Annotated in this window: 20 protein-coding genes; 10 read left to right on the forward strand and 10 right to left on the reverse strand. The window is 51.8% G+C overall.

The window, feature by feature from the left end; genetic code table 11:
- Window positions 1-438 precede the first annotated feature (438 nt).
- Window positions 439-1,482, forward strand: a complete 1,044-nt coding sequence (locus tag LWL52_RS09480; protein ID WP_242919185.1) for an N-acetylmuramoyl-L-alanine amidase family protein — start codon at window positions 439-441, stop codon at window positions 1,480-1,482.
- Between the two features lie 114 nt (window positions 1,483-1,596).
- Here the strand turns inward: LWL52_RS09480 and LWL52_RS09485 are convergent, their stop codons facing one another.
- Window positions 1,597-2,583, reverse strand: coding sequence for an aldo/keto reductase (locus LWL52_RS09485; protein ID WP_242919187.1), 987 nt, complete (start codon window positions 2,581-2,583; stop codon window positions 1,597-1,599).
- Between the two features lie 485 nt (window positions 2,584-3,068).
- Window positions 3,069-3,587, reverse strand: a complete 519-nt coding sequence (locus LWL52_RS09490; protein ID WP_242919190.1) for a hypothetical protein — start codon at window positions 3,585-3,587, stop codon at window positions 3,069-3,071.
- A gap of 227 nt (window positions 3,588-3,814) precedes the next feature.
- Here LWL52_RS09490 and LWL52_RS09495 point away from each other — a divergent pair, with 227 nt between their 5' ends.
- Window positions 3,815-4,414, forward strand: a complete 600-nt coding sequence (locus tag LWL52_RS09495; protein WP_242919192.1) for a hypothetical protein — start codon at window positions 3,815-3,817, stop codon at window positions 4,412-4,414.
- 219 nt (window positions 4,415-4,633) lie between these two features.
- Complete coding sequence (locus LWL52_RS09500; RefSeq protein ID WP_242919194.1) at window positions 4,634-6,022, forward strand: MBL fold metallo-hydrolase; 1,389 nt, start codon at window positions 4,634-4,636, stop codon at window positions 6,020-6,022.
- Window positions 6,023-6,097: 75 nt separating this feature from the next.
- Here LWL52_RS09500 and LWL52_RS09505 read toward each other — a convergent pair whose 3' ends face one another.
- Window positions 6,098-7,354, reverse strand: a complete 1,257-nt coding sequence (locus LWL52_RS09505) for an alkaline phosphatase family protein (protein ID WP_242919196.1) — start codon at window positions 7,352-7,354, stop codon at window positions 6,098-6,100.
- A gap of 159 nt (window positions 7,355-7,513) precedes the next feature.
- Here LWL52_RS09505 and LWL52_RS09510 point away from each other — a divergent pair, with 159 nt between their 5' ends.
- Window positions 7,514-9,385 carry a M1 family metallopeptidase gene (locus tag LWL52_RS09510; protein WP_242919198.1) on the forward strand — a complete coding sequence of 624 codons (1,872 nt, stop codon included), beginning with the start codon at window positions 7,514-7,516 and terminating at the stop codon, window positions 9,383-9,385.
- 78 nt (window positions 9,386-9,463) lie between these two features.
- Here LWL52_RS09510 and LWL52_RS09515 read toward each other — a convergent pair whose 3' ends face one another.
- Window positions 9,464-9,928 carry an RES family NAD+ phosphorylase gene (locus LWL52_RS09515; protein ID WP_242919200.1) on the reverse strand — a complete coding sequence of 155 codons (465 nt, stop codon included), beginning with the start codon at window positions 9,926-9,928 and terminating at the stop codon, window positions 9,464-9,466.
- Entirely contained in the window at window positions 9,925-10,347 is a 423-nt protein-coding gene (locus LWL52_RS09520; RefSeq protein WP_242919202.1) for an Xre family toxin-antitoxin system antitoxin, read from the reverse strand. The genes LWL52_RS09515 and LWL52_RS09520 overlap by 4 nt, the downstream gene beginning before the upstream one ends.
- 162 nt (window positions 10,348-10,509) lie before the next feature.
- Here LWL52_RS09520 and LWL52_RS09525 point away from each other — a divergent pair, with 162 nt between their 5' ends.
- From LWL52_RS09525 to LWL52_RS09535, 3 genes are all read left to right on the forward strand, one after another.
- A complete protein-coding gene (locus LWL52_RS09525) occupies window positions 10,510-11,238 on the forward strand; it encodes a tetratricopeptide repeat protein (RefSeq protein WP_242919204.1) in 729 nt (242 codons plus the stop codon).
- 77 nt (window positions 11,239-11,315) lie between these two features.
- Window positions 11,316-12,059 (forward strand): tetratricopeptide repeat protein, encoded by a 744-nt coding sequence (locus LWL52_RS09530; protein ID WP_242919207.1) that lies wholly within the window; start codon window positions 11,316-11,318, stop codon window positions 12,057-12,059.
- A gap of 253 nt (window positions 12,060-12,312) precedes the next feature.
- On the forward strand, window positions 12,313-13,191 hold the full coding sequence (locus LWL52_RS09535; protein ID WP_242919209.1) for an OmpA family protein: 879 nt from the start codon (window positions 12,313-12,315) through the stop codon (window positions 13,189-13,191).
- An 85-nt stretch (window positions 13,192-13,276) separates the two neighbouring features.
- On the opposite strand, the gene LWL52_RS09540 is transcribed toward LWL52_RS09535, so the two are convergent.
- Window positions 13,277-13,771 carry a DUF2062 domain-containing protein gene (locus LWL52_RS09540; RefSeq protein ID WP_242919211.1) on the reverse strand — a complete coding sequence of 165 codons (495 nt, stop codon included), beginning with the start codon at window positions 13,769-13,771 and terminating at the stop codon, window positions 13,277-13,279.
- 322 nt (window positions 13,772-14,093) lie between these two features.
- Between LWL52_RS09540 and LWL52_RS09545 the strand changes: the two genes are divergently transcribed.
- Window positions 14,094-16,886 carry a TonB-dependent receptor gene (locus LWL52_RS09545; RefSeq protein ID WP_242919213.1) on the forward strand — a complete coding sequence of 931 codons (2,793 nt, stop codon included), beginning with the start codon at window positions 14,094-14,096 and terminating at the stop codon, window positions 16,884-16,886.
- A gap of 156 nt (window positions 16,887-17,042) precedes the next feature.
- Here the strand turns inward: LWL52_RS09545 and LWL52_RS09550 are convergent, their stop codons facing one another.
- Both LWL52_RS09550 and LWL52_RS09555 read right to left on the reverse strand, forming a co-directional pair.
- A complete protein-coding gene (locus tag LWL52_RS09550; protein ID WP_255748915.1) occupies window positions 17,043-18,005 on the reverse strand; it encodes a DMT family transporter in 963 nt (320 codons plus the stop codon).
- A 53-nt stretch (window positions 18,006-18,058) separates the two neighbouring features.
- Window positions 18,059-18,931 carry an AraC family transcriptional regulator gene (locus LWL52_RS09555; protein WP_242919217.1) on the reverse strand — a complete coding sequence of 291 codons (873 nt, stop codon included), beginning with the start codon at window positions 18,929-18,931 and terminating at the stop codon, window positions 18,059-18,061.
- Window positions 18,932-19,090: 159 nt separating this feature from the next.
- On the opposite strand from LWL52_RS09555, the gene LWL52_RS09560 reads away from it, so the two are divergent.
- Together LWL52_RS09560 and LWL52_RS09565 are read left to right on the forward strand one after the other, a co-directional pair.
- Complete coding sequence (locus tag LWL52_RS09560) at window positions 19,091-20,470, forward strand: DEAD/DEAH box helicase (RefSeq protein ID WP_242919219.1); 1,380 nt, start codon at window positions 19,091-19,093, stop codon at window positions 20,468-20,470.
- Between the two features lie 117 nt (window positions 20,471-20,587).
- Window positions 20,588-20,728 (forward strand): hypothetical protein, encoded by a 141-nt coding sequence (locus LWL52_RS09565; protein ID WP_242919221.1) that lies wholly within the window; start codon window positions 20,588-20,590, stop codon window positions 20,726-20,728.
- 95 nt (window positions 20,729-20,823) lie between these two features.
- Here the strand turns inward: LWL52_RS09565 and fcl are convergent, their stop codons facing one another.
- Window positions 20,824-21,765, reverse strand: a complete 942-nt coding sequence (fcl, locus tag LWL52_RS09570; protein WP_242919223.1) for a GDP-L-fucose synthase — start codon at window positions 21,763-21,765, stop codon at window positions 20,824-20,826.
- A gap of 275 nt (window positions 21,766-22,040) precedes the next feature.
- Window positions 22,041-22,784: a DUF4184 family protein gene (locus LWL52_RS09575; RefSeq protein ID WP_242919225.1), complete on the reverse strand. Its 744-nt coding sequence runs from the start codon at window positions 22,782-22,784 to the stop codon at window positions 22,041-22,043.
- Window positions 22,785-23,050 lie beyond the last annotated feature (266 nt).

Raw genomic sequence — 23,050 nt, forward strand, 5'->3', positions numbered from 1 at the left:
TTGCTGGTGCGGGTTTGTAACCCGTGTCTTGCATATCAAGTCGGATTTGTAATCCGACTGGGCAGAGGCTCAATTTTAGCCGGTCACAAGTATGGACTCCCCTTAAACACGACCGGATTTATCAGAATGAAACGACCCTGCTTTTGAAAGAGGAAGATAATGCCTGTGAAATCAAAAGGGACTCTTAGTAACTTTAATTTATACTTGTATGTGGCAATAGTAAGCAAGAGCGGGTACTTGCAGCAAAATTTCGATACCACTATGTATCTTAATAAGGAGATGAAAGTATAAGCTACCCATGCCCGGTAAGCTTTGGAAAAGGTAGCCTGGCAGGTATGCCGCCTTGTAGCTTGCCATGCTTTTTTTATAAGATTCCGGCTTACCTTTTCTGCTTTGCATTTTATTTAGTAACATAGCCCTGAACGACGTAGTCCACTAATGAATATTTATTTTTTACGATCTTACCTGCTTCTAATTCCGCTTCTTCTCCTATCCACCCTGGCTTTTTGCCAGAATGATGCTTTAAAGGCTGTTGCTAAAAAAGGTGATGGCATTTATACACTCCTGCGCCGCTACGGACTTAACGCATCGCACCTGCAGGATTTCCTGCACCTGAACCAGGATAACCTGGGCAAAGACAACAGCCTGTATGCCGGCAGAACGTACCTGCTACCGGCTGCCACAGCCGCCACTACAGAAAAGGAGCCGACACCGTTGAAAAGCGAAAACGCAAGTGCCTCCGCACGTACCCTCAAAGTGCCGCTGTTTGGCAACGCCTATGAACGCGTAGAAGTTAAAGACCGCAAGCTGAGTGGCGCTGTTTATTACCTCTCGTCGGGCCACGGCGGCCCCGATCCGGGTGCTGTGGGCAAGTATGGCCCTTACGCCCTTGCCGAAGATGAATATGCCTACGACGTTACCATCCGGCTAGCCCGCACCCTGATGGAACACGGGGCAACCGTTTACATGATCGTGCAGGACAAAGATGATGGCATCCGGGACGAAAGTATTCTGAAAATGGATCGCGATGAAATTAACTACCCGGATAAAAAACTAGCCTATAACCAACGGGAGCGGCTCCACCAGCGCACCAGCGCCATAAACAGGTTATATGCCCAGAACAAAGGCGCTTACCAGCGCATGCTGGAGATCCACGTGGACAGCCGCAGCGAAGGCCAGAATATCGACGTGTTCTTTTACCACCACGATAACAGTGCTTTAGGACAGAAAATGGCCCAGTCCATTCACCAGACCTTTACCAAAAACTACAAACGCTACCAGCCAAACCGCGATTATTTCGGCACTGTGTCAGACCGCAGTACCTTATACGTGGTCAAGTATAGCCACCCGCCTACCGTCTTTATCGAACTAGGAAACATCCGCAATACCCTGGACCAGCGGCGCTTTGTGATTGCTAATAACCGGCAGGCGCTGGCCAACTGGATCTGTGAGGGCATTATTCAAGATTACCGCTCCCGTTAGATATATGGCTTGCTTACAGCACAGTAGCCAACAAAAAAGCGGAGCCGGCCCACAGGGTTGCTCCGCTTTTTTGTTGGCTATCAAGTATAAATAGCCGCCCTTTACCAGGCTTGTTTATACATTAACATTCGTCATCTGCTCTGCCCGGTAGCGGCCGCCGGCTGCTACGCCTTTCGGCGCAATTTCATCCAGCTGCTGCAATTCCACTGTTGTGAGGTGCACGTGCAGGGCACCCAGGTTTTCTTCCAAATACTGGCGGCGCTTGGTGCCCGGAATTGGCACGATGTCCTTGCCCTGTGCCAGCAGCCAGGCCAGTGCCAGCTGCGAGGGCTGGCATTTCTTGTGGTGTGCCAGTTCTTCTATTTTCCGGACCAGGTCGATGTTCTTTTGAAAGTTCTCTCCCTGGAAACGCGGTGACTGGCGCCGGTAATCGTCTTCCGGCAGGTCTTCGAAACGTTTGATCTGGCCGGTCAAGAAGCCTCTGCCCAGAGGGCTGTAGGGCACAAATCCGATGCCCAGTTCGCGACAGGCTGGCAGAATCTCATCTTCCACATCACGGCTCCAGAGCGAGTACTCGGTTTGCAGCGCCGTGATCGGGTGCACCGTGTTGGCTTTGCGGATAGTATGCACCCCCGCTTCCGACAATCCCAGAAACCGCACCTTCCCTTCCTGCACCAGCTCGGCCATAGCACCAACCGTATCTTCAATAGGCGTATTCTTGTCAACGCGGTGCTGGTAGTAAAGGTCAATGTAATCCACGCCAAGGCGTTTGAGGCTGGCCTCGCAGGCACTTTTCACATACTCGGGCCGGCCGTTTATACCTAAGAAGCTGCCATCCTGCGCCCGCACATTCCCGAACTTGGTCGCCAGCACCACCTCTTCGCGCCGTCCTTTGATGGCCTTGCCGACCAATTCCTCGTTAGCACCTACGCCATACATATCAGCCGTATCCAGAAAAGTAACGCCCAACTCCAGCGCCCGGTGAATGGTCGCAATGGACTCCTGGTCATCGCGGTTGCTGTAAAAATCGGACATGCCCATGCAACCAAGGCCCAAAGCAGACACTTCGAGCCCCTGTTTTCCTAATGTTCTTTTTTCCATCTGTACGAATTAAGCTTGTTTCAACTAGCGGAGATTCCCTCTTCCCTTTGTAAATACGGGATCGATAAAGCTCAAGTATAAATGAAGTATAAATGAAGTATAAATGAAGTATAAATGAAGTATAAATGAAGTATAAATGAAGTATAAATGAAGTATAAATGAAGTATAAATGAAGTATAAATGAAGTATAAATGAAGTATAAATGAAGTAGCAGATTAAAGTTTACCGGCTCATCAACTTATGGCGCAAGCGTCCGCTTGTGTCCGCACGTGTAAAGTCTTCCTCCTCAGCACTGAGCCTAACGCTGCTTATCAATCCAACAGTGTAGGCACAAGCGGACGCTTGCGCCAGGGAAACACAATAGCATGAAGACCATAGCAGTCTTAGCCAAAAACGCTAAACATCCTTGTAGTATAAATGAAGTCCCTACGTTAACCAAAGGTAAAAGCAACCTTTCCTCATGATCCTGCCGAGCAAACGCTCCATTACTTTTTCTTTTCAGCTGCATAACCGGTAAGGGCATCCGCTACAAGGCCCGTTGTGACAGCATAGATGAGATGGAACAGCACATCCTGGGCAATGGCTTTGCCGCCCCATTTTGTAACCGGCTCCGCCACCCCCAGCGAAGGCAGCATGACGAGCTCAGAACCCCAGACAGCAGCAAAATGCGCCCCGGTGCCGGCTGCACCATCCGCCCCATAAGCAGCCAGCAAACCCCGTGGAATTCCCCAGGAGGTACCATAGCCCCAATGGATGAGGTTGGACAGCTTCTTTTTCTCTTCCTCATTTCGGGCTTTCAGGCCAAACACTTTACTAAAGGCTTTGTAAGGCGTGTCGCTGGGCTCGCGTCCGGTAAGCTGCATTTCGATCAGCTGGGCCACAGTCATAGCCGCGGTACCTGCCAGCCCGGCCAGGAGTCCCCGCCCTGCAGCGCGGCAAAAGTATTGCCATGGGGCTGTATGCGCATCTTTTGCTGCTTGCCAGCTATCCTGCTCTTTTCTCATAAACCTGTGCCTTAGAAGGTGATCTATACTTGTACGCAGCCTTGCCGCGCAGGTATAAACCGGAACCTTGTAGCTTCTGTAAAAGGGGAGCAGCCGCATAAAGCCCTGGCGTGGGCTACTGGATTTGCAAGTGCAAGTGTTGATTTGAGTAAACAAAGGAAACGTAAGCGCGTTATTTATAGAGCCTTACGTGTTGTAAGGCAGATCTTACCTTTAATCCCTGATCTATGAAACGCTTATTTTTACTTTCCTTCTTTTTCACTGCTTTCCTGTTCGGGGCATCCGCGCAGGACATGGGCAATATTCCAGCCCCACAAACCACCGCTGCTACCGCCGACGACGCCATACAGAAGGGCAACTGGTTAGTAGGCGCTGATATTGGCTCCATAGGCTTTAACTTCAACTCTGATGAGTTTAACATAGACATTAACCCGAATGCCGGTTATTTTGTGAGCGACAATGCCGCGCTCGGTGCGCAGGTGCAACTTGGCCTGACAGCCTACGACGGGGGCACCAACTTCCGTTACGGCCTCACGCCCTTTGCCCGGTATTACTTTCCGGAAGGCGCCGCGCCTACCCACCGTTGGTTTGGCGAAGCCCGGGCCGGCTTTGCCGGCAGCTCTACAAAAGACAGCGAAGAGGATGCTGTTGTTTCTTCGGTTTTTGGCATAGGCGCCGGTTATGCCCACTTTGTCGCCCGTAACGTGGCCCTGGAAGGAATTTTGCGCTACACCCGTACCCACGCCGATATTGATGTGGGTTCCGGCACGTCCGGTCTCTCGGTAGCAGTCGGCCTGCAGGTCTACCTTCCGGGCCGCAATAAATAAAAATTCTCCCTACAAAGCCGCTCCTGAACCGGGAGCGGCTTTTTTGTGTCCTGCCTTACGTAAGACCTTTCTTACTAAATAATATTTTCCGTTTGGCTATCAGCTGCTTACCACTGAATGGCTAGTTGGCACCTGCTCGGCAAATAGCCGTGTCGTTCGCTCCCACGTATGACCACACCATACCCGGTCGATGGACGACCTTCTTTATACTTGGCTTCTATGGCGAATGAACAAACCCCTGTCCAGTTGCAGTTTCTTGGCGCGGCTGGCGTAGTAACCGGCTCCAAAACCCTGTTGCAGGCAGGTGATAAAAAAATACTGATTGATTGCGGCCTTTTTCAGGGAGAGCGGTCCGAGCGGCAGCTGAACAAAATAAAACGGCTTCCTTTTAATCCCGCAGCGCTGGATGCCATTATCCTGACGCACGGCCACCTGGACCATTGCGGGTACCTGCCCGTGCTGGTAAAAAAAGGCTTTAAAGGGCCCATTTATGCCACAGCACCAAGCAAAGACATAACCGAGATCATCCTCTACGATAGTGCCCATATTCAGGCGGAAGACACCCGGGCTGCCAACGAACGGCGCCAGCTTGCCGGCAAGAAACCCCTCAAACCCCTTTACAAGGAAAAACATGTGCGGCGCACAATGGCGCTCTTCGAAACCTGCCCCATTAGGGAATGGGTGGAGGTAGCCGGAGTAAAGTTCCGTTTTGTAAAAAGCGGCCACATACTTGGATCAGCCTCCATTGAGCTGGAGACCCACGGCCGCAGCATTGTTTTCTCCGGTGACATTGGCCGGCAACGGCCGCTGGTGCTCGACCCGCCCACGCGCCCGGAAAAAGCTGACTTCATCGTGCTCGAATCGACCTATGGCAACAAGCAGCACGGCATTGCCTTCTCCCCTTACCAGGTGCTGCAGGAGGTGGTGAACAAGACCTACGAGAAAGGAGGCGTTCTGGTGATCCCGAGTTTTGCCGTAGAACGGGCACAGGAGATCATCATGCTGCTCAACAACCTGATGCGGGAGAAAAGCATCCCCACATTGCCCATCTTCCTCGATTCGCCTATGGGCTCCGAAGTGACTGAACTCTTTCAGAAGTACCCCGACTGGCACAACATGACCGAAGAGGAAGGCACCAGCCTGACTGAAAACGTGCACATCATCAAGAGCTTTGATGAAACGCTGCAGGTGCTGCATGAGAACGGGCAAAAGACCAAAATCATTATTGCCGGTAGCGGCATGGTGACCGGCGGGCGTGTGCTCTACTACCTGACCAAGCTGCTGGGCGACGAGAAAAACACCGTATTGCTGGTAGGCTACCAGGCCAGCGGCACCCGCGGAAGCCAGCTAAGCAACGGCGCTGCCAGCATCCGCATCGATGATACTGATTATGCTGTGCGGGCCGAGATAAGCCAGATCAGCTCGCTTTCGGCGCATGCCGACCAGAGCGACCTGCTGTGGTGGCTGGCTTCGCTGCAGGAAGCGCCAAAGCAGATATTTCTCAACCATGGGGAGCCCGAACCAGCACAGGAGCTGAAATCCAAAATAGAGGAAAAGTATAACTGGCTGGTTGTCGTGGCAGAAATGGATATCCTTTACGACCTGTAAACGCAGACGCGCCGCTGTTGCTTATACTTAAAGCAACAGCGGCGCGTATCGTGGTCAAGGGCCAGTTGGCTATACTTACAGCACTTTCTTGACCAGCTTCTTATTGCCGTCAATTTTGTGCGTGTACTCCAGGCCGAGCAGCTCGGTTATGAGCGGGTATACCTGCACGTTGCGGAATGGCGGAAGCACCAGATGCTTTTTAAAAGCCGGTCCCCAGGCATAAAAAGTGGCGCCCATCTCTTTCACTCTATCCGGGTCGTAGCCGTGGTGGCCGGGCACAGGTTTGCGTGGGGAAGAATGAAAGATCTTGGGCCATTCCGGTATCAGCAGAATATCGCCCACCCGCCCGAAGCAGTCGTCTTTGGCGCCATAATGCCAGCGGCGTGGTGTGTTGGTTTTAAGATACACCTTGTAGCCCAGGGCTTCCTTTTTGAGTTGCCGGTATATGGGCCTGATATCCTTTTTGTTTTTTGCAAAGAGCTCTACTGTCACGTCGCCTTCCGAGAGGATAAACTTTGATGTATCGATCGATGCCGGCAATGACAGTGTATGTTCGGTATCTACCTGCGTCATGCCATGGTCCGACACGAAGACAATGTTCACAGGCAGGCCGGTCCGGGCTACCGCGCTGGTCAGCAGTTGCATGGCTGAATCTGCCAGCTGCACTGCTCTTTCTGTTTCCGGCGCATCAGGCCCATAGTTGTGGCCGGCGTGGTCTACCTCCGGCATATAGAACGTAATCAGGTGCGGGCGTTTTTCTTCGGGCAGGCGCAGCCAGTTCTCCACGGTCTGTATCCGTTTGGCAAGCGGGATCGCCTCATTATAAGTATAATAATAAGTAGGATGAATGCCTTTGATGGGCGCCTCGGAACCTACCCAGAAGAAGCTGGCCGTGAGCATCTGCTGCTGTTCTGCCAGCACCCACAGGGGCACGCCGCCATACCAGCTGCCATCTTCCACTTTGCTGCGGTCGCCTACCGTATAAAACTCATGGCGTTTGCCATCATAAAACTTGTTGTTGATCAGGCCGTGGTGGGCCGGGTACAGGCCGGTAACAAGGGTATAATGGTTCGGAAAGGTCTTGGACGGGAAAGAGGGCAGCATGGCTTGCGCCTGTACGCCCTGCTGCCGTAGCGCCAGCAGGTTTTTGGCCTTATACTTATCGGCATAATCGTAGCGGAAGCCATCTGCAGAAACCAGGATAACATAAGGCTTTTGCTGCTGTTCCGGGCTGTTGGTGCGTCCGGCTATAATGTGCTGCGTGGTATCGGCCTGCGCCAGAGCGGTAAAAGCACTGGCCAGGAAGTATAAAAAGAAAAAGGACCGTTTCATAGCCGCAAAGGTAAGGCGCTGCCTGCAAAGATTTACGCCATTTAAATTATGTTTACGTTATATTGCTGGAGCCTAATGTGTCGCCGCTGGCCGGCGGAGCACTTTCAGCGCAGGCAACCTTGATACGTCTATTCTAAAACCACTTTGTGACACTATTTTATGAGCACCTCTAAAAGTATACTTACCCTGGCGCTGCTGGCCATCGGCATGAGCAGCTTTGCGCAGCAGACACTGCCCATGCCTCGTAACATCGACAAGGCTTATCAGCACCAGACCCGCTCCAAAGACGGCATGCCGGGCAAGAAATACTGGCAGAACACGGCTGATTATACTATTAAAGTAAACTTTGACCCCACCACCCGGAAGCTAGCCGGCACCGTAGCCATAGCTTATGTAAACAACAGCCCCGATACCTTAAAGCAGCTCCAGTTCAAGCTTTATCCCAACTATTACCAGAAGGGCGCGCCACGCGACCGCGGGATCGCGCCGGAGAACGTGAACGAGGGCGTGCAGATCCGGCAGCTACGTATAAACAATGTGGCGTCGGATGTATCCAAACTAACGATCGATGCAACCAACATGCCGGTGAAAATCACCCCGCTGGCACCCGGGCAAACTGCTGATATTGCTATTACCTACGATTACGAGCTGAATGCCGGCTCGCATAACCGCACCGGGCAGGTAGACGAAAGCGCCTTCTTTGTAGCGTATTTCTTTCCGCGCATCACCGTTTACGACGACCTGGATGGCTGGAACAAAAATCCCTACATCGGCTCGCAGGAGTTTTATAACGACTTCTGCCAGTTCAACGCTGAGATCACCGTGCCTAAAAATTTTGTGGTATGGGCCACCGGCGATTTGCAGAATGCCGCGCAGGTACTCACCAAGAAGTATGTAAAGCGCCTGGAGCAGGCCGAAAAGAAAGATGACTACATCACCATCATCGACAGCACCGACCTGAAGAAAAACGATATCACTGCCGCCAATGCAACCAACATCTGGAAGTTTGAGGCCAAAGATGTGGTGGACTTTGTTTTTGCAACCAGCGACCATTACATGTGGCGCTCGACCAGCCTGGTGGTAGACCCTAAAACCAAGCGCCGGACACGCGTGGATGCTGCCTTTAACCCCAAGCACAAAGACTTCTGGGAGGTGGTGGAGTTTGCCCGCAAAACGGTGCATGCCATGAGCTATACGTTCCCCGCGTGGCCTTTCCCCTACTCGCACGAAACCATTTTTGATGGACTGGACCAGATGGAGTACCCGATGATGGTGAACGACAACCCGCTGGAAGACCGCGCAGCTACGATTGAGCTGACCGATCATGAGATATTCCATACGATGTTTCCTTTTTACATGGGAACAAATGAGACCAAGTATGGCTGGATGGATGAAGGCTGGGCCACGATCGGCGAGTGGATCATCACGCCCCTGATCGATCCTTCTATTACCGATGATTATGGCGTACGACCTTACGCAGCCATGGCCGGCACTGAAGTCGATCTGCCGATCACGACGCTGAGCACGCAGCAAACCGGGGCCGCTTTTTACCTAAACTCCTACCCCAAGCCAGGCCTGGGCTACCTGTATGTGCGCGATATGCTGGGCGAGGAGCTGTTTACCAAGGCGCTACATACCTACATCCGCAACTGGCATGGCAAGCACCCGATGCCCTACGATTTCTTCTACTCCATGAACGCCGGGGCCGGCCGCAATATGAACTGGTTCTGGCAGCGTTGGTTCTTTGACGACGGCTATCCTGACCTAGCCATTGGCAACGTGCAGCAGCAGGCGGGCCAGTACCAGGTAACCGTAACAGCTGTCGGCTCCAAGCCGGTGCCAGTGGACCTAACCGTAATGTTTGCCGACAATACCACGCAGAAGATACATAAGGATGTGTCGGTTTGGGAAAAAGGCAACACCACGGTGGATGTGAGCTTTAAGCCCGGCAAAGCTGTGAAGCGTATTGTGCTGGGCAGCACCTTTGTGCCTGACAGCAACCCCACCGATAACGTGTATGAAATAAAGTAAGCCCTGCTTATACTTACAAAAGAAAGCCGCCGTAGTTTATACTTCGGCGGCTTTCTTTTTATACTTGTATCAGATGGTTTATCCTTTTACAAACAGGCGTTTATCAAACTCAAAAGGAACCGTATTCAGTAGAACCAGCTTTTGAAAGTCTTTGTGGCGGGGATTGATCAGATAATTGTAGGCGCCCTGCACCGAGGCCGAAGGAACTTTGAGAGCCAGGTACTCATTTGCCAGCACAAAGGCATCCCCTATTTCCTGCGTTTGGTTGGCATGCGGAAATGTTTTCCAGCCGGTCGGCAGCTGCTCCTCCGGAAATTCTTTTACAGGCACATCATCGGGCAATTGTAAACTGATCAGGTAATAATCAGTAGGCACCAGGCCAAGGGGCATATGCACGGCAATCTCAACGGTACAAAGCGCAATCGACTCGCTGGTATAAAGCATGGCAATGCCTTTGCTGTTCCAACGACCGCCTGCCAGTTCAGCCCCGCGCCCAGATAGGTCATTGCGGTACTTGCCCCTGCTGAGGCGGTATACGATCATGCCAGCACACCGTGTTCAATACGGATCAGCTCGTCGCGCAGCAATCCGATGCCAAAACTGCTGTCAAGCAGCTCCTTGGGTTTGATGCCGCCCAATGCCACGTTCGTGGCTTCGAGCCAGGCATCGTAATTTGCTTTGTCGCCAAACACCTCCACCCCTTTATTGTATAGCAGCGTTATCTCCAGGATCTTCTCGGACTGCAGCGGGTCGAAAGTGCGTTTCTCTTTTTTGTAGCGTTGAAAGGTGCGCTCAGACAGGTGCAGGTACGTAGACCACTCGGCTGTACTGAAGGGACTCATATCGGCTATCCGTTGGAATAAGCTATACTTAATTCCCTCACGAACCGTGCTGATAAGCTTGTACACATCGCTGTCGTCGAGTTGCCGGTAATCAAATTCCAGCGTGGAGGTAGGTGCCATAGGAGATGTTTTCCAAAAATACGAATTTTGTCAATATAATAACGCCACTTGTCGCTTTTTAGTTCTGATAAACTTTCAGGCATCCCCCGCCATACTTCCCACATCAGGAGTAAACACTAATTCGCTGCCCCGGCCGTTATAAGGGGCAGAAAACACAAGCATATGCGCAACTGGATCGCGGCGGCAGGTCTTTCACTCCTTGGCCTGACTGCCTGCAATACTTCCGAAAATGTAGTAGAACAAACACAGGCGCCTGAAAGCCCTGTTATCACCATGGCCGATATCATGCCGGTCGTACAAGCTAAAACGCCGCAGGCAAAAGCAAAACAGGAGAAGTTTCTCAAGCAGAACGTAAAGCGCTTCCGCTCCCGCAAGCTGGCAGCCGCATATTACGTGGCGCAGGCAAAGCGGACGTTTAATGAGCAAAAGCTCGATTCGGCCAAATACCTCTTCAGCCGCGCCTGGCTCATGGACAGCACCAACAAGGCTATTTACCGGGGTTATGGTCGCATTTACGGGCAACAAAAGGAATACAACAAAGCTCTGTTTATACTTTACCGTGCCCTGGAAGCAGACAGGCAAAACCCGCAACTGCTCACCGACATTGCTACCAGCCACCTGGGCCGCTTTTATGAAACAAGCGATCCGGCAGACCTGCAACAAAGCAAGAAGCTGCTGGAGCAGGCAGTCACGCTGGCTCCGGACCAGGCCGATACCTATTATAAGCTGGCTATCAACAGTTACTACCTGCAGGAGTATGGTAAAGCCTGGCGCTACCTGCACCAAAGCCTGCATCAGGACCGGGAGATCGCTGACAAGCACTTTATTTCCGCGCTGCTGGCTAAACAGAACGACCCCAGGGGCATCTATACCGAAGCCAATGTGCAATAGACTTGCTAATTACCCCGAATGGCGTTATTTTTAGGAGTTCGTGCACGATGCAGTGACGGAAACAACTACCTGAAAAAATGAGAAGAGTACTTTTAGCCACCTTTGCCTTTGTATTTACCACCACGCTTGGTTTTGCACAGGCGCAACCGGCCCCACAGGCAGAACCCAGCCCGCGGGTACAGCCCATGTTTGGCAAACAGCCCAAAACCGAAGCCCAGCAGCGCCAGGATGAGAAATTTCTGTCCAGCTGCGACAAGAACTTCACTAACCGCCAGGAAGCCAGCAACTTTTTTATGGAGCGCGGCTGGGAGTACCTCAACAGCGGGCAAACGGACACGGCCATGTACCGCTTTAACCTGGCCTGGCTGCTAAACCCCGACAACAAAGACACCTACTGGGCATTTGGCCTTGTTACGGCCAGCAAAGGCCAGCAGGACGAAGCCATAGGCCTGTATGAGAAAGCCCTGCAATATGACCCGAAGAACTCGATGCTGCTCTCGGACCTGGGTGCCGCTTACCTGGGCGTTTACAAAGCTAAGAACAAGAAAAAGGTCCTTAAAAAAGCAGATGAAATCCTGAGCAGGTCCATAGCAACCGACACCACTAACGCCTATGCGCTGTATAACCTGTCGCAGGTGAAATTCTATGAGAAGAAGTATGCGGAATCGTGGCAGTACCTGCACCAAAGCCGCAACATCAACCTGACGCAAATAGATTATACTTTCCTCTCCGAGCTGATGGCCAAAATGCCCGATCCGAAAGGCTTCTTTAAAGCCACTACTCCGGATGCCGCGCAGGATACCAGCGCCAAAAACAACTAACCCCAAGGGAGACACACCTGCCCCTGCTGCTGTGTTTATACTTTCTCTCAATACAGGAAGTATAAACTCGGCAGCAGGGGCTTTTTCTTTCTAGGCCAAACACTTAGCCTGTTCTCTTGTGCAGGCAACACCTTGTACACTTTGCTTTTTATGGTAAACGTGTCCTATTTAAATCCGCAGGTAGGGCTGCCTGATAAATCATAATTTGCTATATTTGTTCATCACCCTTTGTACACTTTTAGCTAAAGCATATATGAAAAAGAATTTACGCAGAGCCTCCGTTTATTTGCTGGCAGGCAGCATGGCGCTCTCCTCGTGCGTGGTTTCCAAGAAAAAGTATGAGGACCTACTGGCCCGTAAAAATGCCCTGGAGGTAGATAAAGCCGGCCTGGAACAGGAAAAAGCTACGTTAGAGCAACAGAAACAGTCGTTGGAAGCGGCCAAAGCGCAACTGGAGCAGGAACGCGCACAACTTGAGCAACTGAAGAATGAGTACCAGGAGAGCCTGGCCAAAGCCCTGAAAGAAGGCAAAACGCTCGGCGAAAACCTTAACATGAGCAAATCGCAGATAGACCGCCTGAACGCTGACCTGAAAGCGCGCGAACAACGCCTAGCCGAGCTGCAGCGCGTGCTGGATGAAAAAGAAAAGGCTGTAGCAAACCTGCGCAAGCGAGTAACCGATGCCCTGCTGGGCTTTAACGACAAGGACCTGACCATTAACGTGCGCAACGGCAAAGTATATGTGTCGCTGGCCGAGCAGCTGTTGTTCAACTCCGGCTCCACCAAGGTAGACCCCAAAGGCGTGGATGCCCTGAAAAAACTGGCCGTGGTGCTGAAAGAGCAGAAAGACGTAAATGTGCTGGTAGAGGGCCATACGGACGATGTACCGGTAGCCAAAGGCACGGTAGGAATGCAGGATAACTGGGACCTGAGCGTGCTGCGCGCCACCGAAATTACGCGCATCCTGACCGATGCTGGCGTAGATCCGACCCGCGTAACGCCATCCGGCCGTTCCAAGTATGTGCCGCTGGATGAAACCAAAACAAAAGAGGCACGCCAGAAGAACCGCCGCACCGAAATTATCCTCACACCTAAGCTCGACGAGCTATTCCAGATCCTGGAAACAACCTAAGCTTAGGTTATACTTCATACATAAACAGAAAAGCCAGCCGCTGTAGTAGCGGCTGGCTTTTCTGTTTAGTGCCTGGTCAGCTTCTTTACGAAGCAACTACAGCAGGTTTGGGCACAGGCAAAACCAATTTAAAGACCGGCAGCAACACCAAGTATAGCACGCCCCCCGCCGGCAAAGCCAGCAGCGCCCAGGCTGAAATACCCGCCAGGTTTGCCAGCCAGAGTTGCTCCAGGGCAGCCAGCCAGTCCGCTTTAAACATAGCCGTTATCTCATCAAACGTAAGCCGCAGCTCTGCCAGGCCGAACATATAAATACCCGCCCGGATAAAAGGAAGCGCCAGCAGCAGTTGCAGGGGCTGCACCAGGTAACTGACCAGCACGGTCGCCGCAATGTTGAGCCGGAATCGGGCAGCCAGCGCTGTACCCAGCACCGTAGTGACACCCAGGGCCGGGACCACGCCTACCACCGTACCCAGCGCTACTGTTACGGCCAATTTGTGCGGCGTCATGCCTTGCTTCAGCAGGTTAAGGATGGGCGCAACAAGCCGGCGTTTTAAAAAAGGTATAAAATAGGATCTCAAAAAGCGGGTATAAAACGGTTCGAATAAAAGGAATAAGGTATACTTTATAGAAGACTCTTCAGCAGGTAAATAGTTGCATGCCTGCCGTTAATTTTCAGGATTACTTTTTATACCCGGAGCAGCTTCAAAGTAACCTCCCTGAAACGGAAATATCCCTGCAAAAATCAGCCCGTTCTGGCAAGCCAGGATTCCCTTCTGCCGGTAAGCAACGGCTTATACGTTGACTAATCTATTTATAGCAATATTTTTTTGAAAGGATTAAACCCTGCCCAGGATTCAGTGTCCAAACGGAGTTCAAGAATGAATTGTTTGAAACCGTATAATGAGAAAACTACTGCTACTCCTTTTGCTGCTTACCACTGTAATGCAGGCCTACGCACAACGCGTGGCCGTAACCGGAACCGTACAAAGTGCTACCGATAAGGCAGGACTGCCAGGCGCCAATGTGCTTATGATCAACGCTGCTGCTGTCACGACAGGCCAGTCGACCGATGCCGACGGTAAATTCCGCTTCGACAACGTGGCTCCCGGCCAGTATACCCTGGAAATAAAGTACCTGGGGTTCAAGTCTTTTAGCAAAGCGGTTCAAGTACAGAACAGCGCCCTGAACCTGGGTACGCTGCTGCTGGAAGACGAAACCACTGCCATTAAGGAAGTGCAGATCGTGGGCCGCGCTCCCCTGGGCGAGCAGAAAGGCGATACCGCCCAATTTAACGCCAAAGCTTTTAAAACAGCGCCGGATGCCAGCGCCGAGGATCTGGTAACCAAAATGCCGGGCGTCACCATTCAGGACGGGAAAATCCAGGCACAGGGCGAAGATGTGAAGCAGGTGATGATCGACGGCAAGCGTTACACGGGTGAAGATGTGAACTCAGCTGTCCGCAACCTGTCGGCCGACATGATCGAAAACGTGCAGGTATTTGACGGCCAGAGCGACCGCGCTGCTTTTAGCGGGTTTGACGACGGCAACAAAGTGAAAACGCTCAACTTTATCACTAAAAAAGAGCGCCGGCAAGGCTATATGGGCAAAATCTCGGCTGGCTACGGCACCGACGACCGCTACATGGTAGGTGCCAGCGTGAACTACTTCAACAACAACCGTCGCATTACGGTAACGGGGCTGACCAACAACATCAACATGTTTGATTTCTCAGTGGGTGAAACGCCGGGCGGTGGCATGCGGGGCCGCAGAGGCTGGGGTGGCGGCTCTCCCAACGGCATCATCAACACCAATACGCTTGGCCTGAATTATAACGACATGTGGGGAAAGAAGATGGAGGTAAGCGCCAACTATAATTACTCAAACCGCGATGTGGTGAACGACCAGTACCGTTTCCGCAACTACGTATCGAACGATGCCGGGCTGACCTACGCTGAAAACAGCCTGAACCGCAACACCGACGACAGCCACCGTTTTAACTTCCGGTTACAGTATAACATCAATGAAAACAACCGATTGCTGGTAACCCCGCGCATTACGGTGCAGCAGGAAAACAACGTAACCGAGCGGAACGCGTTGTTTACCGATACCTCCGGCACCTTGTCCGAGTCGCTGAACCGCAATACTGCCGATAATGCTACGCTTAACGTGGGCAACAACATCCTGTACTCGCACCGCTTTGGCACCAGCGGCCGCATTTTTACGGCCAACCTGAATACCAGCTATAACAGCACCCGTGGCAAAAATTACCTCCTGGAAAACACCGATAATTTTAATGATCCGGAAAAGGATGTGGAGCGCGACCAGTACATACGCCTGGACCGAAGCAATTTCTCCTGGTCGGGCAATGCCGATTACTCGCAGAAGCTGGGAGTTAATTCGCGCCTGCAGCTTGAATATGAGATCGGCAACCAGATAAACGATTCGGATAAGCGGACCTATGACTTTGTGGAAAGTGAAGGCTCCTACACAGGCTTTAACACGCCACTGAGCAATACTTTCAAGAGCGATTACCTCTCGCAGACATTTGGCCCAAGCTACCAGTACCGCACCGAGAAAGTACGCTTTCAGGCAAACGCCCGCTACCAGTATGCCACGCTGCAGAGCGTAAATGAGTTTCCGACCGATTACCGCCTGAATCGCAGCTTCACCAACCTGCTGCCTTCGGCCGAGTATGAGTATAAGTTCTCCGAATCGCGTAACCTGGTATTAAACTACCGCACCAATACCAATGTGCCTTCTGTAGGAGAGTTGCAGAACGTACTGGACGTATCGAACCCGCTTCAGCCAAGTATAGGCAACCCGAACCTGGACCAGGATTATCAGAACAGGCTCAACCTGCGCTACCGGGCGTTCAATGCCGAAACCAACCAGGTGTTCTTTGCCGGCGTTTTCGGTACGGTAACCCAGAACTATATTGCCAATAGCGTGTACACCAGCAACCCTCCTGCCGAGCTGACCGGCGGCTACGAACTGCAGCCCGGCGCCCGCCTAACCCGCCCGGTGAATCTGGATGGCTACTGGAACGTGCGCTCGTTCTTTAACTATGGCCAGCCGTTGAACATCATCAGCTCTAACATCAACTTTAACGGCTTTATGGGTTACACCAGAATGCCCGGTATGATTGATGATGTCGTTAGCTATGCCAACACGACCAACTTCGGCGCTGGCGCAAACATCAGCAGCAACATCAGCGAAAAAGTAGATTTCACGGTGTCGACAAACGCTAATTATAACCTGGTGCAGAACTCGCTGCGCGCTACTCAGAACAACAATTACTTCACGCAAAACACAAATGTGCGCCTGAACTGGATCCTGTGGAAAGGCCTGGTATACCGTACTGAGATGAACCACCAGTATAACTCGGGTCTGTCGGCCGGCGTGGACAACAGCTACCTGCTCTGGAACATGAGCCTGGGCAAGAAGCTGTTTAAAAACCAGCAGGGCGAGCTTAGCTTCAGCGTAAATGATTTGCTGAACCAGAACGTGAGCATCCAGCGGAATGTAGCTACCGACTATGTAGAGGACGTACAATCCACGGTATTGCAGCGCTTCTTTATGGTGACGTTCACCTACAACTTGCGCAGCTTTAAGAGCGGCCAGGCGCCTGCCATGAATAATGAAGGTGGCCAGAACCGCGGCAACTGGGGCGGCGGAAGACCACGAACCTTCTAACCTGACAGACTTACAACAGAAAGAAAAGGCCTGCAGTGATGCAGGCCTTTCTTATTTATACAGCTGATGTTTATACAGCTGATGCTGCCATACGCGCCGTTATCTTTTCATACATTCTAACTCCGTTTTCAAAACACGGCGTACTTTATTCATTGCTTATACTTCAGCCGGTATCAAAACCCTCCTTCGGGCGGGCAGGCTGTAAAGTATAAGTCCGGCCATAACCAGGAGCATGCCCGCCGTTCCGAGCTCGTTGGGCCATGCAATGCCCAGCAACAGCACTTCGCCGATAACGGTCGATATGATCTCGACGGACTGGGTGGCTTCTACGGCGGCCAGGGCTGCACCATCGGCACGGACCATGTGCATGGCCTTAAAGAAAAGAATGCCGCCTACTACACCGGAGCTCAGGGCAACAACCAGTACAGCCACTAATTGCTGCGGCGCCGGAAAGCCAACTTCAGCATAGCCGTACGCAAAAAGTATAATTTGCACCGGTACACTGCCCAATGCTACGCCGGCTACCCGTTGTAGGGAGTTGAGTTGCAGCTCGTACTTTTCCTGGTGCAGCATGAGCTTGCGGTTGGCCAGCGGCCATAGAAAAGCAGCCGACAAAACTAAAATTACGCATAGCCATAATTGCCCGGTGGTATAAACGCCGCCTTTCTGGCTCCACTGCATCAGGGCAATACCCACCAGGATCAGCACCGACAACAGCAGCGCCCGCACCGGAATTTTGGCACGTTGGTCTTTGTAAAGAACAGGCGCGATCAGGATACCGGCCACAATCGTGAACTGGAACACACCGGCAATCAGCCAGCCCGGCCCCAGGGAGGCAGCGAAGGTAATCAGCACATACACCAGCCCATACGACACACTCCCCCAGCCGGCCCATACCCACCACTGCTTGCGCAACGTATCCAACAGATGCTTTAACCGGCCCTGCACCAGCAGAATTGTCAGCAGCAGAATCGCCAGGAAAAAGGTCCGCAACCCGACCGTCCAGGCCCAGTGGCCGCCATTGACCGAAAGGAAACTGTTTACCACGTACGTTGAGCAGTAAAATACACCTGCCAAAGACCCGATTGCAATAGCGCGAAAATTACTGGATACCTGCATAACGAAAGTGTTTTAGCAAAGGTACGACCAGCTTATACTTGTTCTGCGGTATGTTAGGCCTGAAGTATGGTACTTTCGGAACCACCACTCCGCAGTTGTGCCGGCGTGAGGCCGGCCAGCCGCTTAAAGAATCGAACAAAATAAGAATCATCTTCAAAGCCCAGCTCATACCCAATCTCTTTCACAGACAAGCTGCTGAAGTATAGCAACCGCTTGCTCTCTAGCAGCAGGCGGGCGTGCTGCATGTCGGCCACCGTGGTGCCGAGGTATTGCCGGCAAATGGTATTGAGATGTTTGGCGGTCATGCCCAGGGCTTCGGCATAAAATGAAATTGGGCGGTGCTCCTTATAGTGTTTGTCGATGAGGTGGCTGAGCTGAAAAAGGCGTTCGCTGTAGCGGGCGGGTGTCAGTTTGGCAATCTGCAGGTGGCTTTCGCGAAGCAGGTAATGCAGCAGAATGTACAGGTAGCGTGACAGCACGGCCATACTTGGTTCCGGCTCCTGTAGCTCGCGCGCCATCAGCTGGGTGAGTTGCCCGAATGTTTGTTGCTGTTGCTCATTCAGGTCGAGGAAAGGGTGCTGGTATACGGCGCCGAACAGCACCAGAATATCATGGGCGGCGATGCCTGTGGTCTGCAGAAACTCTTCTGAAAACACAAGTAACTGCCCCCGCTCCTGCCGTACCTGCCGCTGGTGCGCCTGCCCCGGCCGAACCATAAAAAGCCGTCCCTGCACCATCGCGTAGCGCCTAAAATCGATCAGATTATCGCCGCCGTTAGCCTGCGCCACATACATCAGCATATAGGCATCGTGGCAATGCGGCACCTCCGACAAGGCACTGTCATAGGCCTCCAAGGGCATAAGGGCTATTTGGCGCTGGTCCAGCAGATCCTGCGTGGGCAATTCTCCGGGCTTATGTTGTTTCATGCGATGCCAAGTTAAAAGAATCACGGAAGTTTATACATGGCCTGACTAGCTTTTACAAAAGCTGGCGAAGCATTATGTCAAGTCCTTCTGACCGACCACCAAGTATAAACAACCCGATACTGCACTAATTTGCGTACTTTTGAGGCTTAGTTACAACACATGCCTTCATTTAACGATTTAAAGCTGAGCCCTGCCCTGTTACAGGCCCTGGAAGCGCTACAGTATCATACCCCTACTCCTATCCAGACCAGCGCTATTCCGCTTCTTTTGCAGGGGCATGACGTGGCCGGACAGGCCGAAACCGGCAGCGGCAAAACGGCTGCCTTTGGCCTGGCCCTGCTCCAACGCCTCGATCCTGCCCTGCAGCAAATTCAGGCGCTGGTGCTGGTGCCAACCCGCGAGCTTGCCGTACAGGTGCGTCAGGAGCTGAAGCAATACGCTAAACATCTGCCGCAACTCAAGATCAGCGCCTTTTACGGCGGCCATGCCTTCTCGCAGGAGCGGGCGTCGCTGGCCCATCCGCCGCAGGTGCTGGTAGGTACGCCCGGCCGTCTCACCGACCATCTCTCCCGCAGAACATTAGATTTTACGGCAACAACCCAGGTGGTGCTGGATGAAGCGGATAAACTGCTGGAAATGGGCTTTCAGGAAGAGCTGGACACCATACTGGAAGCCTTGCCAGGCAAACGACAGACGGCCTTGTTCTCTGCTACGCTATCTGAACCGGTGAAAGCGCTGATCGCCGCCTCCCTGAAAAACCCGCAGTTTGTAAAAGCTACCACCAGTACCATTCCCGATCAGCTGCGGCTACTGGGTATAAAAGTTAGCACCGGCGAACGCCAGCCTGCTTTAATCCGCCTGCTGCAAAGTTTACAACATGCCGGTACGGTGATCTTCTGTAACACCCGCGCTGCCGCTGATGCCTTAACCGTACAGCTACAGGAAACAGGTATAAACGCCCGGGCGCTGCATGGCGGCATGGAGCAACCCGACCGCGACAAAACTATGACCTTGTTTCGCAATGGCACCACTGCCGTACTGGTTGCCACCGACGTGGCAGCCCGCGGCCTCGATATCGACAAGCTCCGTACCATTGTACATTACGAGCTTCCGGATGATGCGGCCGCCTACCTGCACCGCAGCGGCCGCACCGGGCGCGCCGGTAAAAGCGGTACGGTGTATACGTTGGTTGCTACCCGGGACGAACAGAAATTAGAGGATTGGGACCTGGCACAGATGGATGAATGGCTGACCCCAGAATCCCTTGTCAAAAAAGGAGCTGCTTCCGGTACTGAGCAGGTGCTCGCATTCACCACTTTATACATTGCTGGTGGCCGCAAAGACAAGATCAGTCCCCGCGACATTGTAGGCGCCCTGATCGCGGAAGCCGGTTTAAAAGCAGCCCAGATCGGAAAGATCGAGATACTGGACCGCAACAGCTTTGTCGCCGTACCACAGCAGCAAGCCACTGAAATAGCCGAAAAACTCAGCTCTGGCAAAATAAAAGGCCGCCGATACAAAGTGAGCCTGGTAAAATAACGTCAGCTCAGGTTACAATCAACATGGCCATTTTGCTGCTTACTAAAAAGGTAAGCAGCTTACCGGCTTGCCTTTTTATATTTGTAATACTGGTTGATCTATTGCTTCTATAGCAGTATGTTCATGATAATTCAGCGCTTTATCGCTGCCATCAAGCAGGTAAGTATCAAGTTTGAACAGGACCACATCCGCTTGCATCATTTCCTGCTCCAGAGTCTTCAGGTCATACTTGGGTACCCAGCCCAGCTTCTTTTTTGATTGGTCGCATCGCCGATCAAGAGACCCACTTCGGTGAGTCAGATGTGGTTTTCGCCTACGCACAAATTATGATTTATAAGCTACTAATTGAAAATTTAACTGTTCACTGGAACGAGTTTGCTCAGAAAGTCAGCATAGGCCAATGCGATGCCTTCTTTTAGCTGTGTGCTGTGCTTCCAGCCTAGGGCGTGCAGCCTGCTTACATCCATCAGTTTGCGGGGCGTGCCGTCTGGCTTGGTGGTGTCAAATACCAGTTCCCCGTTAAAGCCGGTTACTTCCTTCACGATTCCGGCTAGCTCTTTAATAGAAAGGTCCTCCCCCGTACCGATATTCACCAGCTCGCGCCCTGAATAATGCTGCATCAGGAACACGCAGGCATCGGCCAGGTCGTCGGCAAACAGGAACTCTCTTTTCGGTCTGCCTGTGCCCCACACCACTACTTCTGCTGCGCCGGCTTCCCGGGCTTCATGAAACTTGCGGATCAGGGCCGGCAGCACATGCGAGTTGTTCAGGTCATAGTTATCGTTGTAGCCATACAGGTTGGTCGGCATCACGCTGGTAAAATCGCAGCCATACTGGTCACGATACGCCTCGCAAAGCTTGACACCGGCAATTTTGGCAATGGCATACGGCTCATTTGTGGGCTCCAGTTCTCCTGTAAGCAGGTAATCTTCTTTCAGGGGCTGCAGGGCCAGTTTGGGATAAATGCAAGACGATCCAAGGAATTGCAGTTTCTTTACTCCCTGCTTGTAAGCAGCATGGATGATATTGGCCTCGATCATCAGGTTTTCGTAGAGGAAATCGGCCCGGAAGGTATTGTTGGCCTGTATGCCCCCCACTTTAGCGGCGGCCAGGAATACGAACTCGGGTTTCTCCTGGGCAAAGAAAGCTTCCACAGCTGCCTGGCTCCGCAGGTCCAACTCCAAGGAGGTGCGCGTGAGCAGGTTCGTGTACCCGGCTTCCTGTAGCTTTCGCACAATTGCGGAACCAACCATTCCCCGGTGACCGGCTATATAAATCTTTGAACTCGTTAGCATGTATGCGTACCGGATGTAATATTTAAAGTTAAAGAAAACATATTATAAGCAAAGTGCAAATATCATTTTTACTTTTGTATAAAGCCACCATACATGTCTTGCTCTCAGAAACCTAGCTTCAATTAAATGCAGAATTTTGCTGGTATACAGATAGTCACTAAATATGGTATAAACCCGCCTGAAGTATAACAACAATTAGCTTTCTGTAAAGATGACATGTAAAAAACAGCTTTATAGGCAGCTATACACATCTATACATTTTGTGGTATTCTTTCTTACACCTTTGCCCAGGAAGTATGCTTTACAACGATAGAAGATACTAGAATACCCAGCATTACTGCAGAGATAGAAATAATCAGAAGCTCCATTAAAGGAACAAATCCTGTTTGTGATAGCAGGCGGAGCGCCATAACTGCGCCGGCAAATACCGCCACCAGTAGCCAATAACGCCTAATCGAGCTGTCGGGCTTAAAAGGAACCGACATTGCTTGCAGCCTCATGAGAAAGAAGAAAATAAACAGAAGCCCGGCAACTGAACAGATATTATCGAAAATGGCATATATGGTAACCTTCGTACCGGCCAGGTAGAATTTCTGTACTAAAAACGGGCGCATCCAAGTAAGCCGGCCATTCAGATGCGTGATACTGTCCCAGGCAAGGTGTGAGGTGGCGCCAATAAGTACGGAAAGAGCCACTGCGCCATAGTTCTTCTTAAAATACGTTCTCCAATCGAACCCTCTGAAGCGATACAGGCGCTTGCGTAAAAAGACGGGAAGATGATCCAGCAGTTGATCGCGAATAATAAGGTGGTAGACGAACGCCAGCAGGATGCCGAACGGTACATTAAACCAGAAAAGGCCATGCCAGGTATGGCTGAAGGTATTTCCCGGTTCCATCTTGATGAACTTCTCAAAATCAGGCGCCATACTTCCCATCACCAGGCCTGTCATGGAGATCCATTTTTTAGGCAGGTACTTTAAGGGCAGCACAATAGCCGGATGTGAAAAGGTAAAAGGCATTAGGTTTAAGCTTGTGTCAGTTGCTGCGCTATAAATATAATAGTTTTCAGGGTGATGAAATATGATCCCCATTAAAACAACGCTGCTCCCCAAAGTTAAGTATTCTGAGCGTCAAGTATACACCGCGGGTGCAATGATGCCTGCTGCACCTTTCTTTAACGCCGCTAAATATTTGTGCCTACTAAAATGATTTAAATGAAGTACACATCTGCTATTATCGGGATATATTAAAAGCCTCAACCCCACCGGAAGAGCAAAGTCTAATT

The organism is Pontibacter liquoris, from assembly GCF_022758235.1.
GTDB classification, from domain to species: Bacteria; Bacteroidota; Bacteroidia; order Cytophagales; family Hymenobacteraceae; genus Pontibacter; species Pontibacter liquoris.